The 13,667-nt window shown below is 65.7% G+C and carries 15 protein-coding genes; 7 read left to right on the top strand and 8 right to left on the bottom strand.

Going from position 1 to position 13,667, the window contains the following annotated elements; all coding sequences use genetic code 11:
* Positions 1-10: 10 nt before the first annotated feature.
* Together fdhD and ACKI1H_RS06675 are read right to left on the bottom strand one after the other, a co-directional pair.
* Positions 11-847: a formate dehydrogenase accessory sulfurtransferase FdhD gene (gene fdhD, locus ACKI1H_RS06670; protein ID WP_440467965.1), complete on the bottom strand. Its 837-nt coding sequence runs from the start codon at positions 845-847 to the stop codon at positions 11-13.
* Positions 848-940: 93 nt separating this feature from the next.
* Positions 941-1,840, bottom strand: coding sequence for a LysR family transcriptional regulator (locus ACKI1H_RS06675; protein ID WP_440467966.1), 900 nt, complete (start codon positions 1,838-1,840; stop codon positions 941-943).
* 148 nt (positions 1,841-1,988) lie between these two features.
* Between ACKI1H_RS06675 and lysM the strand changes: the two genes are divergently transcribed.
* Positions 1,989-2,426: a peptidoglycan-binding protein LysM gene (gene lysM / locus ACKI1H_RS06680; RefSeq protein ID WP_037018714.1), complete on the top strand. Its 438-nt coding sequence runs from the start codon at positions 1,989-1,991 to the stop codon at positions 2,424-2,426.
* Positions 2,427-2,463: 37 nt separating this feature from the next.
* On the opposite strand, the gene yrfG is transcribed toward lysM, so the two are convergent.
* Complete coding sequence (gene yrfG, locus ACKI1H_RS06685; protein ID WP_440467967.1) at positions 2,464-3,126, bottom strand: GMP/IMP nucleotidase; 663 nt, start codon at positions 3,124-3,126, stop codon at positions 2,464-2,466.
* A gap of 126 nt (positions 3,127-3,252) precedes the next feature.
* On the opposite strand from yrfG, the gene nudE reads away from it, so the two are divergent.
* The 6 genes from nudE to ACKI1H_RS06715 all read left to right on the top strand — a co-directional run bounded on the left by nudE (position 3,253) and on the right by ACKI1H_RS06715 (position 8,584).
* The gene (nudE, locus tag ACKI1H_RS06690; protein WP_440467968.1) at positions 3,253-3,819 is read left to right on the top strand and encodes an ADP compounds hydrolase NudE; all 567 of its coding nucleotides are present in this window, start codon (positions 3,253-3,255) and stop codon (positions 3,817-3,819) included.
* Complete coding sequence (gene cysQ, locus ACKI1H_RS06695) at positions 3,819-4,637, top strand: 3'(2'),5'-bisphosphate nucleotidase CysQ (RefSeq protein WP_138520025.1); 819 nt, start codon at positions 3,819-3,821, stop codon at positions 4,635-4,637. Before nudE ends, cysQ begins: the two co-directional genes overlap by 1 nt.
* A 116-nt stretch (positions 4,638-4,753) precedes the next feature.
* On the top strand, positions 4,754-5,566 hold the full coding sequence (mutM, locus tag ACKI1H_RS06700) for a bifunctional DNA-formamidopyrimidine glycosylase/DNA-(apurinic or apyrimidinic site) lyase (RefSeq protein ID WP_440467969.1): 813 nt from the start codon (positions 4,754-4,756) through the stop codon (positions 5,564-5,566).
* A 96-nt stretch (positions 5,567-5,662) separates the two neighbouring features.
* The gene (locus ACKI1H_RS06705) at positions 5,663-6,241 is read left to right on the top strand and encodes a lysophospholipid acyltransferase family protein (protein WP_138519731.1); all 579 of its coding nucleotides are present in this window, start codon (positions 5,663-5,665) and stop codon (positions 6,239-6,241) included.
* Between the two features lie 83 nt (positions 6,242-6,324).
* Positions 6,325-6,663: a multidrug transporter gene (locus tag ACKI1H_RS06710; protein WP_138519730.1), complete on the top strand. Its 339-nt coding sequence runs from the start codon at positions 6,325-6,327 to the stop codon at positions 6,661-6,663.
* A 73-nt stretch (positions 6,664-6,736) separates the two neighbouring features.
* Entirely contained in the window at positions 6,737-8,584 is a 1,848-nt protein-coding gene (locus tag ACKI1H_RS06715; RefSeq protein WP_440467970.1) for a Na/Pi cotransporter family protein, read from the top strand.
* On the opposite strand, the gene ggt is transcribed toward ACKI1H_RS06715, so the two are convergent.
* The 5 genes from ggt to ACKI1H_RS06740 all read right to left on the bottom strand — a co-directional run bounded on the left by ggt (position 8,585) and on the right by ACKI1H_RS06740 (position 13,655).
* The gene (gene ggt, locus ACKI1H_RS06720; RefSeq protein ID WP_440467971.1) at positions 8,585-10,288 is read right to left on the bottom strand and encodes a gamma-glutamyltransferase; all 1,704 of its coding nucleotides are present in this window, start codon (positions 10,286-10,288) and stop codon (positions 8,585-8,587) included.
* Positions 10,289-10,411: 123 nt separating this feature from the next.
* Positions 10,412-10,663: a YfhL family 4Fe-4S dicluster ferredoxin gene (locus ACKI1H_RS06725; RefSeq protein ID WP_138519727.1), complete on the bottom strand. Its 252-nt coding sequence runs from the start codon at positions 10,661-10,663 to the stop codon at positions 10,412-10,414.
* A gap of 132 nt (positions 10,664-10,795) precedes the next feature.
* On the bottom strand, positions 10,796-11,275 hold the full coding sequence (gene coaD / locus ACKI1H_RS06730) for a pantetheine-phosphate adenylyltransferase (protein ID WP_024767001.1): 480 nt from the start codon (positions 11,273-11,275) through the stop codon (positions 10,796-10,798).
* Positions 11,276-11,474: 199 nt separating this feature from the next.
* Positions 11,475-13,070 carry a GMC family oxidoreductase N-terminal domain-containing protein gene (locus tag ACKI1H_RS06735; RefSeq protein ID WP_440467972.1) on the bottom strand — a complete coding sequence of 532 codons (1,596 nt, stop codon included), beginning with the start codon at positions 13,068-13,070 and terminating at the stop codon, positions 11,475-11,477.
* 39 nt (positions 13,071-13,109) lie between these two features.
* Positions 13,110-13,655 carry a twin-arginine translocation pathway signal protein gene (locus tag ACKI1H_RS06740; RefSeq protein ID WP_138519725.1) on the bottom strand — a complete coding sequence of 182 codons (546 nt, stop codon included), beginning with the start codon at positions 13,653-13,655 and terminating at the stop codon, positions 13,110-13,112.
* Positions 13,656-13,667: the final 12 nt, after the last annotated feature.

A 13,667-nucleotide genomic window follows, 5' to 3' on the forward strand; every position in this document is an offset into this window, starting at 1 on the left:
AAGCGGGCGTTCAGACGGCTGGCGGGGCCGGGCTGTAGATGCGCGGCGCGCTGCGGTGTGGCAGGTGGATCAGGTTCAGGTTGTGCTCGCGGGCCCACTGCACGGTGAGTGCGGTCGGTGCGGAGAGGCTGACCAGGGTCGGGAGCCCGGCGCGCACGGCCTTGTGGATAAGTTCCAGGCTGCAGCGGCTGGTGACCACGGCGAAGCCGCCAGCCAGCTCCAGGCGCTGGCGCTTGAGCGCGCCGATCAGCTTGTCGAGGGCGTTATGGCGGCCGATGTCCTCGCGGCACAGGCGAATCTCGCCAGCGCCATCGACAAACAGGGCGGCATGCAGGGCGCCGCTGCGGCGGCCGATCTCCTGGACGGCGTTGACCCGTTCACGAAGATGTTCAAGATGCTCGGCGGGCGGTAGCGGTGCAGAGGGCAGCACCGGCAGGTCGGGCAGCGCCTGATCCAGCGCCTCGATGCCGCACAGGCCGCAGCCGGTATTGCCGGCCAGTTGCCGACGCTGGTCCTTGAGGGCCCAGAAGGCACGATTGCTGACCTGCACCTCGGCGGCGATGGCGTCGCCGTGGGCCGTCAGACGTACGTCATAGATATCGTCGATGGACTCGATGAGACCGGCGCCAAGGCTGAAACCGTGGACGAAGTCTTCCAGGTCGCCGGGCGAAACCATCATCACCGCCTGGCTGAGCCCGTTGTAGGCAATGGCCAGGGCGATCTCGTCGGCCAGCACGGCGCGACCGGCGGCGCCGTCGGGGGTAAGTTCGGCGTAGGCGTAACCGTCTGAGCACGCGACGGTTTCCCGGACCTCGGCGGAGGCCGGGCGGGGGATCTGGCAAGGCATGGGCTGAGCCCTGTGGTTCTAGTAATGCAACCAGCCTATGCCGATGCCGAGGCAGCGTCTAATGGCTGCTGTCGATGTTGTGATAGACGCGGTTTATCGGTCGACAGGATCGCTGCCCAGCAGAGCCGTCGCTTCGCGGAAGCAGGCCTCGGCCAGCGCCGAGCGCGGTTCGCTGCGGCGCAGGATGAGGCCCAGCGGCGACAGCGTGCGTGCATCCTCTATCGGGGTGAGGACGAAGTACTCGCCCTGGGCGTCCAGCCCGCTGCCCAGCGGCATGATCGCGCAGCACAGGCCGCGCTCCACGGCCTGCACCAGTTGGTGCACAGCGTCGGTCTCCAAGCGCGCCTGGGGTGTCAGGCCGCGACTGCGGAAGCCATGGTCGATGGACTGGCGAAAGTGCATGCCGGCCGAAAGCAGGCCCAGCGGCAGCTCCGCCAAGGCGTCCCAGCTCAGGGTCGGACGGTCGATCTGGAAATGGCGGCGGTCGTGCAGCAGGCCCATGCGCGTGGCGGCCAGTTCGAGGCTTTCGAAGTGCTCACGGTCGAGGCGGTCAAGGTACGACAGGCCAAGGTCCAGCTGGTTGCGGCCAAGACCTTCGAGGATTTTCTCCGAGCTCAGGGCGAACAACTGGAAGCGCAGTTCCGGGTGGCGCTGGGCAAACAGCTCGATCAGTTGCATGGGGTCGAACCCCGCCAGCGGCACCAGGCCCAGGCGCAGGGTGCCAACCAGTTGCCCCCGGCAGGCGGCCGCTTCGGCGTAGAGTCCGTCATGGGCCGCCAGCAGGCTGCGCGCCCAGGCCAGCACACGCTCGCCGGCTTCGGTAAAACCTTCGAAGCGCTGCCCTCGGCGCACCAGTTCCAGGCCCAGTTCTTCCTCCAGACTGCGCAGGCGCATGGACAGGGTTGGCTGGGTGACATGGCAGCGCGCCGCCGCCTGACCGAAGTGCCGCGTCTCGTCCAAAGCGCAGAGGAATTTCAGCTGCTTGATATCCATCGGCGGGAAGGCTCCGGGGCGTTCTGTCGGGTCGTGGCGGGATTAGGACTTTTCCGTCAGGCGATGCGGAAGCCGCCGTCTAGACTCCAGGGGCGCGCGGTCTGCCCAATGCCGGCCGCCTGTCACTGTAACCGTAGGGAGGTTGGAAATGGGCATTTTTGCGTTTGTGAAGGAAGCCGGCGAGAAACTGTGGGAAAGCATTGTGGGCCAGGAGGCGCAGGCCGCCGAATCGCTCAAGGACCACATCGCCAAGGTGGGCCTGGGTAACCCGAACATCCAGGTCAGCGTCGAGGGCGACAAGGTGATTGCCACCGGTGAAGTGGCCAGCCAGGAGGAGAAGGAGAAGATCCTGCTCGCGTTGGGCAACGTCGCCGGCGTATCGGGTGTCGAAGATCACATCACCGTTGCCACGCCAGCTGCGGAGGCGCGTTTCGTCACGGTGAAGAAAGGCGACACGCTCAGCGCCATCGCCAAGGCGGAGTACGGCAACGCCAATCTCTACAACAAGATTTTCGAGGCGAACAAGCCGATGCTCAGCCATCCGGACAAGATCTATCCCGGCCAGGTGCTGCGGATTCCGGAATGAAGTCCACGAGCCCGGCCCTGCGCCGGGCTCTTTCTGTCTAGAGCCCCTCGATCAATACCCGGTAGTCTTCCTGGGCGGCGAACTCCTCGGTGTCCTTCGGTCCCTGGCGACTGTCCGGCTGGCGCACCGCCAGCAGCTGAGCGACGCCAAAGGTCCGGGCGGCACGCAGGATCGGCAGGCTGTCGTCGATGAACAGGCTGCGCGCCGGGTCGAAGCCGACGTCGGAGTGCAGCGCCTGCCAGAACTGCTGGTCTTCCTTGGGGAAGCCGTAGTCATGGGAGCTGATCAGCCGGTCGAACCAGGGCGACAGCTCCACCCGCTGCAACTTCAGCGACAGCGAATCGCGGTGGGCGTTAGTGATCAGCACCGTGCGCTTGCCGTGTCGGCGCAGTTCCGCGAGGAACAGGTCGGCGTCCGGACGCAGGGCGATGAGGTCGGCGACCTCGCGCTTGAGGTCCATGATCGACAGCTTCAGCTCGCGACTCCAGAAGTCCAGGCAATACCAGTTGAGCTGGCCGGCGTTGTCGCGGAACAACGGCAGCAGCTCGGCGTCGGCCTGGGTGCGGCTGATGCCATGGTGCTCGGCGTAGCGTTGGGGCAGGTGTTCGAGCCAGAAGTGGTTGTCGAAATGCAGATCGAGCAGGGTGCCGTCCATGTCGAGCAGGACGGTATCGATCTGGTTCCAGGGCAGGCGTGGCATGCTGGGCTTTCGCAAAAGGGTGTCGCAATTGTGCCGCCGGTGGACGGAATCGGCGCGATATCTGACACGGAGAATCGGAAAAGGCGGGTTATCATAGCCGACCCGGCCACCCCCAGGAGTTGCCCCATGCGTCAGAAACCCACGGTCCTCGCCCGAGAGATCGTTGCCAGAAGTCGGCTCTTCGCCGTCGAGGAGCTGCAGCTGCAGTTCTCCAATGGCGTCGAGCGTACCTACGAGCGCCTGGTGGGCAAGGGGCAGGGTTACGGCGCGGTAATGGTGATCGCCATGCTCGATGCCGAACATGCCGTGCTGGTCGAGGAATATTGCGCCGGGGTCGACGAGTACCAGCTGTCGCTGCCCAAGGGCCTGGTGGAGCCGGGCGAGGACATCCTCGACGCCGCCAACCGCGAGCTGAAGGAAGAGGCCGGCTATGGCGCCCGCCAGCTCGAGTACATCACCGAGCTGTCGCTGTCTCCCGGCTACATGAGCCAGCGCATCCAGGTGGTGCTCGCCCGCGACCTCTATGAGGAATCGCTGCCCGGCGACGAACCCGAGCCGATGGGCGTGGACAAGATCAACCTGCGCGAGCTCTCCAGCCTTGCGCAGAATGCCCAGTTCAGTGAAGGACGGGCCCTGGCCGCGCTCTACCTGGTGCGCGACCTGCTGACTCAACGAGGGGAATTCCAGCCGTGATGAATGCTTTCCTGCCCGCCGTGATCGACCTGGTGCACAAGGCGGGCGATGTGATCCTGCCGTTCTGGCAGGGCGACCTGGATGTCCAGAGCAAGGCCGACGAATCGCCGGTGACCGCCGCCGACCTGGCAGCGCACCGCCTGCTGGCCGACGGCCTGCGCGCGCTGGCGCCGGATGTGCCGGTGCTGTCCGAGGAGGATTGCGACATTCCGCTGGAGCAGCGCGCCCAGTGGACCCGCTGGTGGCTGGTAGACCCGTTGGACGGCACCAAGGAGTTCATCTCCGGCAGTGACGAATTTACTGTCAACGTCGCGCTCATCGAGCATGGTCGCGTGGTCTTCGGTGTGGTCGGCATCCCCGCCAGTGGCCGCTGCTACTACGGCGGCACCGGTCTGGGCGCCTGGCGCGAGGAGCGTGATGGCGAGCCCGAAGCCATTGAAGTGCGCACCAGCCCGGAAGACGTCTTCACCGTGGTGGCCAGCAAGCGCCACTCCAGCCCGCAGCAGGAAAGCCTGCTGGCCGGCCTGGCGCAGCGCTTCGGTGACCTGAACCTGGCCAGCATCGGCAGTTCGCTGAAGTTCTGCCTGCTGGCCGAAGGCTCGGCGGATTGCTACCCGCGCCTGGCGCCGACCAGTCAGTGGGACACCGCAGCGGCCCAGGGTGTGCTGGAAGGCGCAGGCGGCGAAGTGCTGGACGTACGCGGCGAGCCCTTCACCTATGACGCGCGGGAGAGCCTCCTCAACGAGTCCTTCCTGGCGCTGCCCAAGGCGGCGCCTTGGCGCGCAGACCTGATCCAGCTGGCTCGCGCGCTGGACTGATCTCTCAGATTGTAGGAGCGAGCTTGCTCGCGAACCCGCTTGACTTCGGGGTTGCCTGTGGTCGCGTTCGCGAGCAAGCTCGCTCCTACAGAAAAGCTCCCATGCAGTCGTGATCCATGCCCGAATTACCTGAAGTCGAAACCACCCGCCGAGGCATTGCGCCTCACCTCGAGGGCCAGCGCGTCAGCCGAGTGATCGTGCGCGAGCGCCGGTTGCGCTGGCCGATCCCCGAGGACCTGGACGTTCGCCTGTCCGGGCAACGCATCGTGCAGGTGGAGCGGCGCGCCAAGTACCTGCTGCTCAATGCCGAGGTGGGGACGCTGATCAGCCACCTGGGCATGTCCGGCAGCTTGCGACTGGTGGAATGCGGCACGCCGGCGGCGCGCCACGAGCATGTGGATATCGAGCTGGAATCGGGCATGGCGCTGCGCTACACCGACCCGCGCCGCTTCGGCGCGCTGCTCTGGAGCCTGGCGCCGCTGGAACACGAGTTGCTGCGTCACCTCGGCCCGGAGCCGCTGACCGATGCTTTCGAAGGCGAGCGCCTGTTCCAGCTGTCGCGCAACCGCAGCATGGCGGTGAAGCCCTTCATCATGGACAACGCGGTGGTAGTCGGCGTGGGCAACATCTATGCCACCGAGGCGCTGTTCGCTGCGGGCATCGACCCACGCCGCGAGGCCGGAACCATCTCGCGGGCGCGTTATGTGAAGCTTGCCCAGGAGATCAAGCGCATCCTTGCCATTGCCATCGAACGCGGCGGCACCACGCTGCGCGATTTCGTCGGTGGCGACGGCCAACCCGGTTACTTCCAGCAGGAACTCTTCGCCTACGGGCGCGGCGGCGAGCCGTGCAAGGTTTGTGGTTCGACCCTGCGCGAAGTGCGCCTCGGCCAGCGCGCCAGTGTCTACTGTTCGCGCTGCCAACGCTGAGACCCTGGGCGGCCGTTAAGCTGCCGCCCTGATCTGCCCGATCCACCCCTCTGCCATAACAACAAGGGCCCCCGAAGAGGGGCCTTCAGGTGATCCATGTCCGGCAATTATCTGCCCCGCAATCCCTTCGCCGAGGCTCTCGGCCATACCATGCTGCGTGCGTCCGGCTGGCGCATCGACGGCACACTGCCTGCGCTCGACAAGTTCGTGGTGATTGGCGCACACCATACGTCCAACTGGGACTTCATCCTGTTTCTCGCGGTCAAGTTCGTGTTGCGTCTGAATGCCCGCTGGTTCGGCAAGCACACCATTTTTCGCGCGCCCTTCGGCGGCCTGATGCGCCGCTGGGGTGGCATTCCGATCCAGCGCCATCTCAAGCTCAACACCGTGGACCAGGCGATCCAGGCCTTCCGCGACAACCACGAGATGATGCTGATCCTCTCCCCGGAGGGCACGCGCAAGAAGGTCGAGCGCTGGAAAATGGGCTTCTACCACATCGCCCGTGGCGCGGGCGTACCCATCGTGCTCGCGGCGCTGGATTACCCCGGACGGCGCATCGTCATTGGCGAGCCATTCTGGCCAACCGGCGACGAGTCGGCCGACTTGCGTCGCATGCTGGCTTTCTATCGACCTTTCGTGCCGAAAAAGCCCGAATACGCATTCTTCGGCGATTGAAGGCTGTCACGCGACAAGTCATGGAGCGCTGTTATAGTTATGGCAGTCTGCCTGCCCAACTACACAAAAAAGGACTTCCCTCCATGAACGTGTTCCGCACCGCCGCCACTGCAATGGCCCTGGTCTGTGCATTCTCGGTGTTGCCGGCCGTTGCTCAGGAAGAAGTGAGCAACGTCAGCGGCGATCCGACCTATGTCGTCTCGGCCCCGCCGTTCTACTCGATGATGGGCGACCTGCTGATCGCTCGCCCATTGTTGATCGCTGCCACTGTGGTGGGTACCGCTGCCTTCGTGGTGACCCTGCCGTTCAGCGCGGCTGGTGGCAACGTCAAGGAAGCGGGACAGGCGCTGGTCGTCGATCCGGGCAAGGCTGCCTTTGTGCGCTGCCTGGGCTGCACCACCAGCGGCTACAAGAAGGACTGATCCGTCGTCCTGTTCCGGGGCGGCGCGGCCGCCTCGCCAGCCCGGCTTGCCGGGCAAGTCCCGTAGGTAGCCCATGAACCTGAGCGGCCTGAAGAAGCACTTGCGCCCGCTGCTTCTGCTGCTGGTCGCGGTCATCCTGGGCTACACCTTCTGGTCCAGCGCCGGTCTGCTGCAGTTGGGGGCGGGCCTGGCGCTGTTCCTGTTCGGTATGCAGTGCCTGGAAGAAGGCCTGCGCGACCTGGCCGGCAGCCAGCTCGAGCGCTGGCTGGAGAAGAGTACCGCGACTCGCGGCAAGAGCCTGCTGTTCGGTCTCTTCGGCACCTTCCTGCTGCAATCCTCGACCCTGGTTTCCCTGCTCACCATCGCCTTCATCAGCACCGGGCTGATCCAGCTGGCCGGTGGCATCGCGATCCTCTTCGGCGCCAACCTCGGCGCCACCAGCGGCATCTGGCTGCTGGCGCTGGCCGGGCAGAACCTCAGCCTGAGTCCGCTGGCGCTGCCATTGCTGGTGTTCGGCATCCTGCTGGGTTTCAACGGCGCCAAGAGCAAGGCCGCCGGGCGCATTCTGCTGGGCATCGCCTTCATCTTCCTGGGCATTGACCAGATCAAGGAAGGTTTCGGCAGCTTCGGCGATGCCATGGACATGAGCGAACTGCGCTCGGAAGGCCTGCTCGGCGCGCTGCTGTTCGTGACGTTCGGCCTGCTGGTCACGGTGGTCCTGCAGTCGAGCCACGCCACGCTGATGCTGACCCTCGCCGCGCTGGCGGGCGGGCAGCTGGAGCTGGGCCAAAGCCTGGCCATTGCCATCGGTTCCAACGTGGGCAGCAGTGTGACCACGGCCTTCGTCGGTTCCCTGGGCGGTAATCGCAGCGGGCAACGCCTGGCGCTGGCGCACGTGCTGTTCAACGTGGTGACCGGGGTGCTGGCCTTCCTGCTGTTGCCGCCACTGACCTGGCTGGTGCACTGGTTGGTCACGCCGCTGGGGCTGGCGGACAACCCGATGATCCAGCTGGCGCTGTTCCACACCCTGTTCAATGGCATGGGCGTTGCGCTGTTCTGGCCGATCCAGGGCGCGTTGGCCAATGCGCTGGTGCGCTGGCTGCCGGAAGTCGAAGAGCCCGCGGTGCTGATCACCGACATGGCGCCCGCCATGCCGACCATCGAGCGTACCCACGCACGTTACCTCAACGAGCGCGCGCTGGATTCGGCCGATGCCGCTGCCAGCGCGGTACTCCAGGAACTGCGTCACCTGGGGCGGTTGAGCATTGAGGTGATCTGCCATGCCCTCTATCTGCCGGTGGACATGCTCACCCAGCCCCGTGTGGACGAAGCCGAACTGCGTGCCGCTCCAGACCGCCATGCGCTGAGCGCGGAGGTGCTCTACCAGCGCCACATCAAGGGCGTCTATGGCGATCTGCTGAGTTTCATGGGGCGCCTGGAGGTGCCACTGGATGAGGAACACCAGCGCTTCTGGTTGTCCTGCCAGGTGGTGGCGCTGCAACTGGTGGATGCGGTGAAGGATGCCAAGCACCTGCAGAAGAACCTCGGCCAGGCCCTGCAAGGCGATCCCTCTGCGCTGCGTGACACCTATGTCGAGCTGCGCCATCACCTGATCGCCATGTTGCGGGAAGTGCGCGCAGTGGGCTCGCTGATCGGCGGTGAACTGCCGGAGGAGGCCCTGCAGGCACGTCTGCAACTGCTTGATGAAAGCGCCGCCGAGTTCGACGGTGCTTTCCGTCAGCGGCTGTTCGCCGCCGTGCGCCGCCACGAGCTGGACGGTCTGCAGATGAGTTCGCTGATGAACGACCTGGGTTATGTCAGCCGCATCATCCAGAGCCTGCGCAATGTCCTGCAGCTGGGCACCGAGCACGGCTTGTTCGAGCCGGGCGAGGATGAGACGCCTGGCCTCATCCTTCCCTGATCAGCGCAGCGGCGCTGCCAGCTCGGTCGCCAGGCCGATACCGCGCGGGTCGCTGGCGGACTGCACTTCGCCGGACTTCTTGTTCCACAGCAGCACCTGCTGGTTGCCATAGGCGCGCCCCACGTCCTTGAGCGTGTAGCCACGGCGCTGCAGGTCAGCCATTTCGGCAGCGGTGAAGGCGCGTGGCTCGTGCTCGATCACATCGGGCAGGAACTGGTGGTGGTAGCGCGGCGAGGACACCCAGCGCTGCACTGGCTTGCCGTCCAGGTAATCCAGCATCGCCAGCAGCACCATGCTGGGAATCCGGCTGCCGCCGGGGGTGCCGAAGGCGGCCAGTTCCGTGGGGCTCTCGATGAAGCTCGGGCTCATGCTCGACAGCGGGCGCTTACCGGCGGCCACCGCGTTGGCCTGGCTGCCGGCCAACTGGTAGGCGTTGGCGCCGCTGACGTCGGTGGCGAAGTCGTCCATCTCGTCGTTGAGCAGCACGCCGGTGCCGGGCACGGTGAAGGCCGCACCGAAGGGCAGGTTGACCGACAGCGTGGCGGCGACCGCGTTGCCATCGGCGTCCATCACCACGAAGTGGGTGGTGTGATCGCCCTCGCGCCAGGCCGGTGCCGGCGGCAGGCTGGAGCTGGGCGTGGCGCGCTGCGGGTCGATACCGGCGGCCAGGCGTTTCAGGTAGTCCGGTGCGAGCAACTGGTTGACCGGATTGGCGACGCGGTCCGGGTCGCCCAACAGCCCGCGGTCGCGGTAGGCGCGGCGCAGGGCCTCCACCACATAGTGCGCGCGCTGTACGGGCTCGGCCTTCTGCCAGGGCAATTGCTGCAGCATCCCCAGGCTCTGCGCCAGGGCGACGCCGCCAGCCGAGGGTGGTGGGGCGCTGATCAGTTCACGACCGTCGGCCAGCGGGTAGCGCAGCGCCTGGCGCTCGACGGTGCGGTAGCTGGCGAGGTCCTCCAGGCTCCAGACGCCGCCGGCGGCGCGAACGCCCTCGACCAGTTTCTGTGCGGTCTCGCCTTCGTAGAAGCCGATGCGGCCGTAGCGCGCCAGTTTTTCCAGGGTGTTGGCCAGCTGCGGCTGGCGCATCAGGCTGTATTCCTCGGGCAGGTTACCCTGGTCGAGGAAGATGCGCGCGGTCTCGCGGTCGTCACGCATGGCATCCAGACGCCAGGACGCCCGGTCGATGTAGATGCGGTCGATGGACACGCCGTCGGTGGCCAGGCGGATCGCCGGTACGAGGTTGTTTGCCAGGGTCTTGCGGCCGTAGCGGCTGGTGATGTCCGCCAGGGCGGCAGGCAGGCCGGGGATACCGGCGGCCAGCGGGCCGTTGAGCGACAGCTGCGGATCGACCTTGCCGTTGCGCTCGTACATCCGTGCGTGGGCGGCCAACGGGGCGCGCTCGCGGGCGTCGATGAAGTGGTAGGTCGGCGGACTGCCGGCCTTGCGCAGCAGGAAGAAACCGCCGCCGCCCAGTCCGGAGCCGTAAGGCTCGACCACCGCCAGCGCGGCAGCAATGGCGACGGCGGCGTCAAAGGCGTTACCGCCGTCGGCGAGGGTTTCCAGGCCGGCCACGGTAGCCGATGGGTGCGCGCTGGCGACGCTGGCCTGGGCCGGATGTTCCGCGGCATGCAGGGCGGAGCTGAGCAGCAGGAGGCTGCAGAAGCCGAGCAGGGAGGCGCGGGTGCGGGAGTTCAACAGGGACATGGCATCTCACGAACCGCCGGCGTTGCCGGCTGGAAAACCAAACGGGGCGAAGGTGGAGGATAGACAATCCACAGCGCCGCAGGTTTGTGAGAACTCAATGAAAAAGTGTCGAAACGCGCGAAGTCAGGCTTTGCCGGTGAGCTTCTTGTACTTCTCCATCAGCTCATCCTTGCTTTCGACGTGAGCTTCGTCGAGGGGGATGCAGTCGACGGGGCAGACCTGCTGGCACTGCGGTTCGTCATAGTGACCGACGCACTCGGTGCACAGGTTCGGGTCGATGACGTAGATCTCCTCGCCCTGAGAGATCGCGGCATTGGGGCACTCGGGTTCGCAGACGTCGCAGTTGATGCAATCGTCAGTGATTTTCAGGGACATCGAACAACTCCAACCATGACGGCAGCCATGGCGATCATTAGCACAATGGTGAAATTGTGCCGTATCGGCGCGCGTAGTGCACGTAGTCAGGGAGTCAGCTGACGGAAACCGCCATCCTTGGCGGCATGCGGATCAGCGCTTGAAGCGCTCGGCCAGGGCGCTGGCCACCGCGGGATGCACGAACTTGGTGATGTCGCCGCCCAGCGCCGCGATCTCGCGCACCAGGGTCGAGGAGATGAAGGAGTACTTCTCCGACGGCGTGAGGAACATGCTTTCCAGATCAGGTGCGAGCTGGCGGTTCATGTTGGCCAGCTGGAACTCGTATTCGAAGTCCGACACCGCGCGCAGGCCGCGCAGCAGGATGTTGGCGTTCTGTTCCTTGGCGAAATGGGCGAGCAGCGTCGAGAAACCGACGACTTCCACGTTGGGCAGGTGCGAGGTGACCTGGCGGGCCAGCTCTACGCGCTGTTCCAGCGGGAACAGGGGATTCTTCTTGGGGCTGGCGGCGACGGCAATGATCACCTGGTCGAACAGTCGCGAGGCGCGTTCGACCAGATCGGCATGGCCTTTGGTGATGGGGTCGAAGGTACCCGGGTACAACACTCGATTCATCGCGGCGTCCTGGTCGGCTCTTGTTGGCAGGCTGGTGCAATAGCGGGCGGATGGTAACGCAGCATGTCCGTGGGGCCAAGCGACCTTGGTAGTGCTTCTGTGAACGGACTACCTGAGATAGCCGGCGAGAGACCGATGAGTCACGCGCAGGTCCCGTGCCAGAGCCTGCGCGTATGGTTTTGCCCGATTCTGCGGCGAATCAGGCCTTGCCCAGGCGCTTGGCCAGGGCATCAGCCAGTTGCGCAGTGAGGCCGTAGACCGAGAGCTGCGGGTTGGCGCCGATGCTGGTGGGGAACAGCGAGCCGTCGTGGATCGACAGGTTTTCCAGCTGGTGGTGACGGCCGAGGCTGTCACACACCGACTGCTTCGCGTCTTCGCCCATGGCGCAGCCGCCCATCACGTGGGCGCTGCCCAGGCGGGTACGGTAAAGCTCCAGGCTCAGGCCATCGATGAGTTCGTGTGCCTCCTTGACGCTTTTCACATAGCCGGCGTCGGCATGCAGCGGCAGCACGGCCTTGGCGCCGGCAGCGAACTGGATGTCGGCCATGGTGTGGAAGGCGCGGCGGATGCCGTCCCAGGTGTAGTCGGTCATCTGGTAGTCGAGCACCGGGGTGTCGTCGCCGCGCAGGCTGACCGAACCCGACGCGCTGTCCGGATGGAAGCCATCGCGCATCAGCGCCAGGATCACGTTGGTGTGCGGCAGCTGCTCCATGCGCAGCGCGTTGTCCTCGCCGAAGCGGCCCAGCAGGGTGGCACTGAGCGCCGGTTGCAGCGGCGGCACCTCGAGCTTGTAGGACATGCGCCCGGTGGCGCCGTCGTCCCACTGGAAGTGGTCGGAATAGATCGACTGCGGCGCGCCGTAGAAGGGGTTGATCACTTCGTCGAAGGTTGCCGCGCTGAAGTTCACCACGTGCAGGAAGGTGCGCTGGCCGACGCGGCCATTCGGGTCCGGCGCCTTGGAGCGCAGGAGGATCGCCGGGGTGTTGATACCGCCGCCGGAGAGCACGTAGTGGCGGGCCTTGATGGTGATCTTGCGGCCGGTGGGAGCGACGCAGCGTTCGTCCATGGCCGAGCATTCCAGGCCGCTGACCTTGCTGCCGTCATGCAGCAGGCGGTCGGCGCGGGCCAGGAACAACAGCTCGCCACCCTTTTCCAGGGTCGCCGGGATGGTGGTCACCAGCATCGATTGCTTGGCGTTGGTCGGGCAGCCCATCCCACAGTAGCCGAGGTTCCAGCAGCCACGGACGTTGCGCGGAATGACCTTCCAGTGCAGGCCGAGTTTCTCGCAGCCGTTGCGGATCACATCGTTGTTGGCATTGGGCGGCATGATCCAGGGTGCGACGCCCAGGCGCTCTTCCATCTTGGCGAACCAGGGCGCCATCTCGGCGACGCTGTGGCCCTTCACGCCGTGTTCCTTGGCCCAGTGTTCCAGGGTCGGCTCAGGGGTGCGGAAGCTGGAGGTCCAGTTGACCAGGGTGGTGCCGCCCACGGCGCGGCCCTGGAGGATGGTGATGGCGCCATCCTTGCTCATGCGGCCGATGCCTTCCTGGTAAAGGCTTGGGTAGGCATCGGACTCCTGCATCTTGAAGTCGGTGCTGGTCTTGAGCGGGCCTTCTTCCACCAGCAGCACCTTGTAGCCGGCAGCGCTGAGGGCTTCGGCGGTGGTGCCGCCACCGGCGCCGGTGCCGACGATGACGACATCGGTCTCCAGGGTCAGGTCCTTGTCCAGGCGTGAGCCATCGTGGACTTTCCAGCCACGGGCCAGGCCCTCGGCGAACAGATCGGGTACGGGCATCGGGAATCTCTCAGGCGAATTCTTGTTGTTCTGGCGGTATCAGATTTTCGGTGGGCCGGGATAGCCGCAGTGGCCCCAGGATTCCGGGCGGCTGTACCAGGCCATCATCACCAGTTGCAGCAGCGAACTGTGGCCCATCTTGAGCAGGGAGATGAAGCTGTTCTGCCAGCGATTCAGGAAGTTCTGTACGTCCTGCGCGCTGGCGTTGTCCCAGCTGCCCCAGATGCCGGTGAGCGGCCCGCGGGTGATCGGCAGTGCGAGCACGTCGAACAGCTGCACGGTGAGCTTGAGCATTTCCGGGGAAAGGTGGTTGAGGCTGTTGTCCAGGCTCTGGATCGTGCCTTTCACCGCCTCGGCCATGCGTTCGGCTGGCACGGCGCCGGCCAGCATCACCGGAATGAGCGCACGCAGGAAAGGCAGGTCGGAGTCGCGCAGCACGGCAAAGCCACTGGCCGGGGTGCTGGCGGAACAGCCGCTGAGGCTGGCCGTGACGCCCGCCGTGGCGAGGAAGGCGCCGCCCAGCAGGCCGATCTTGAGCACGCCGCGCCGGGAGAGGCCCGGCGCGGTGAGGGAGGTGTCTGTCATTCTTATTGTTTC

The organism is Pseudomonas sp. YH-1, assembly GCF_051990045.1.
In the GTDB taxonomy this organism is placed as follows: domain Bacteria; phylum Pseudomonadota; class Gammaproteobacteria; order Pseudomonadales; family Pseudomonadaceae; genus Pseudomonas; species Pseudomonas nicosulfuronedens.

Bases quoted from the DNA above. Each gene is read 5' to 3' on its own strand.
- ACKI1H_RS06715 (WP_440467970.1), top strand. From the start codon at position 6,737: ATGAACCTGAGCGGCCTGAAGAAGCACTTGCGCCCGCTGCTTCTGCTG.
- nudE (WP_440467968.1), top strand. From the start codon at position 3,253: ATGCGTCAGAAACCCACGGTCCTCGCCCGAGAGATCGTTGCCAGAAGT.
- lysM (WP_037018714.1), top strand. From the start codon at position 1,989: ATGGGCATTTTTGCGTTTGTGAAGGAAGCCGGCGAGAAACTGTGGGAA.
- ACKI1H_RS06725 (WP_138519727.1), bottom strand. From the start codon at position 10,663: ATGTCCCTGAAAATCACTGACGATTGCATCAACTGCGACGTCTGCGAA.
- mutM (WP_440467969.1), top strand. From the start codon at position 4,754: ATGCCCGAATTACCTGAAGTCGAAACCACCCGCCGAGGCATTGCGCCT.
- cysQ (WP_138520025.1), top strand. From the start codon at position 3,819: ATGAATGCTTTCCTGCCCGCCGTGATCGACCTGGTGCACAAGGCGGGC.
- ACKI1H_RS06735 (WP_440467972.1), bottom strand. From the start codon at position 13,070: ATGCCCGTACCCGATCTGTTCGCCGAGGGCCTGGCCCGTGGCTGGAAA.
- yrfG (WP_440467967.1), bottom strand. From the start codon at position 3,126: ATGCCACGCCTGCCCTGGAACCAGATCGATACCGTCCTGCTCGACATG.
- fdhD (WP_440467965.1), bottom strand. From the start codon at position 847: ATGCCTTGCCAGATCCCCCGCCCGGCCTCCGCCGAGGTCCGGGAAACC.
- coaD (WP_024767001.1), bottom strand. From the start codon at position 11,275: ATGAATCGAGTGTTGTACCCGGGTACCTTCGACCCCATCACCAAAGGC.
- ACKI1H_RS06705 (WP_138519731.1), top strand. From the start codon at position 5,663: ATGTCCGGCAATTATCTGCCCCGCAATCCCTTCGCCGAGGCTCTCGGC.
- ggt (WP_440467971.1), bottom strand. From the start codon at position 10,288: ATGTCCCTGTTGAACTCCCGCACCCGCGCCTCCCTGCTCGGCTTCTGC.
- ACKI1H_RS06740 (WP_138519725.1), bottom strand. From the start codon at position 13,655: ATGACAGACACCTCCCTCACCGCGCCGGGCCTCTCCCGGCGCGGCGTG.
- ACKI1H_RS06710 (WP_138519730.1), top strand. From the start codon at position 6,325: ATGAACGTGTTCCGCACCGCCGCCACTGCAATGGCCCTGGTCTGTGCA.
- ACKI1H_RS06675 (WP_440467966.1), bottom strand. From the start codon at position 1,840: ATGGATATCAAGCAGCTGAAATTCCTCTGCGCTTTGGACGAGACGCGG.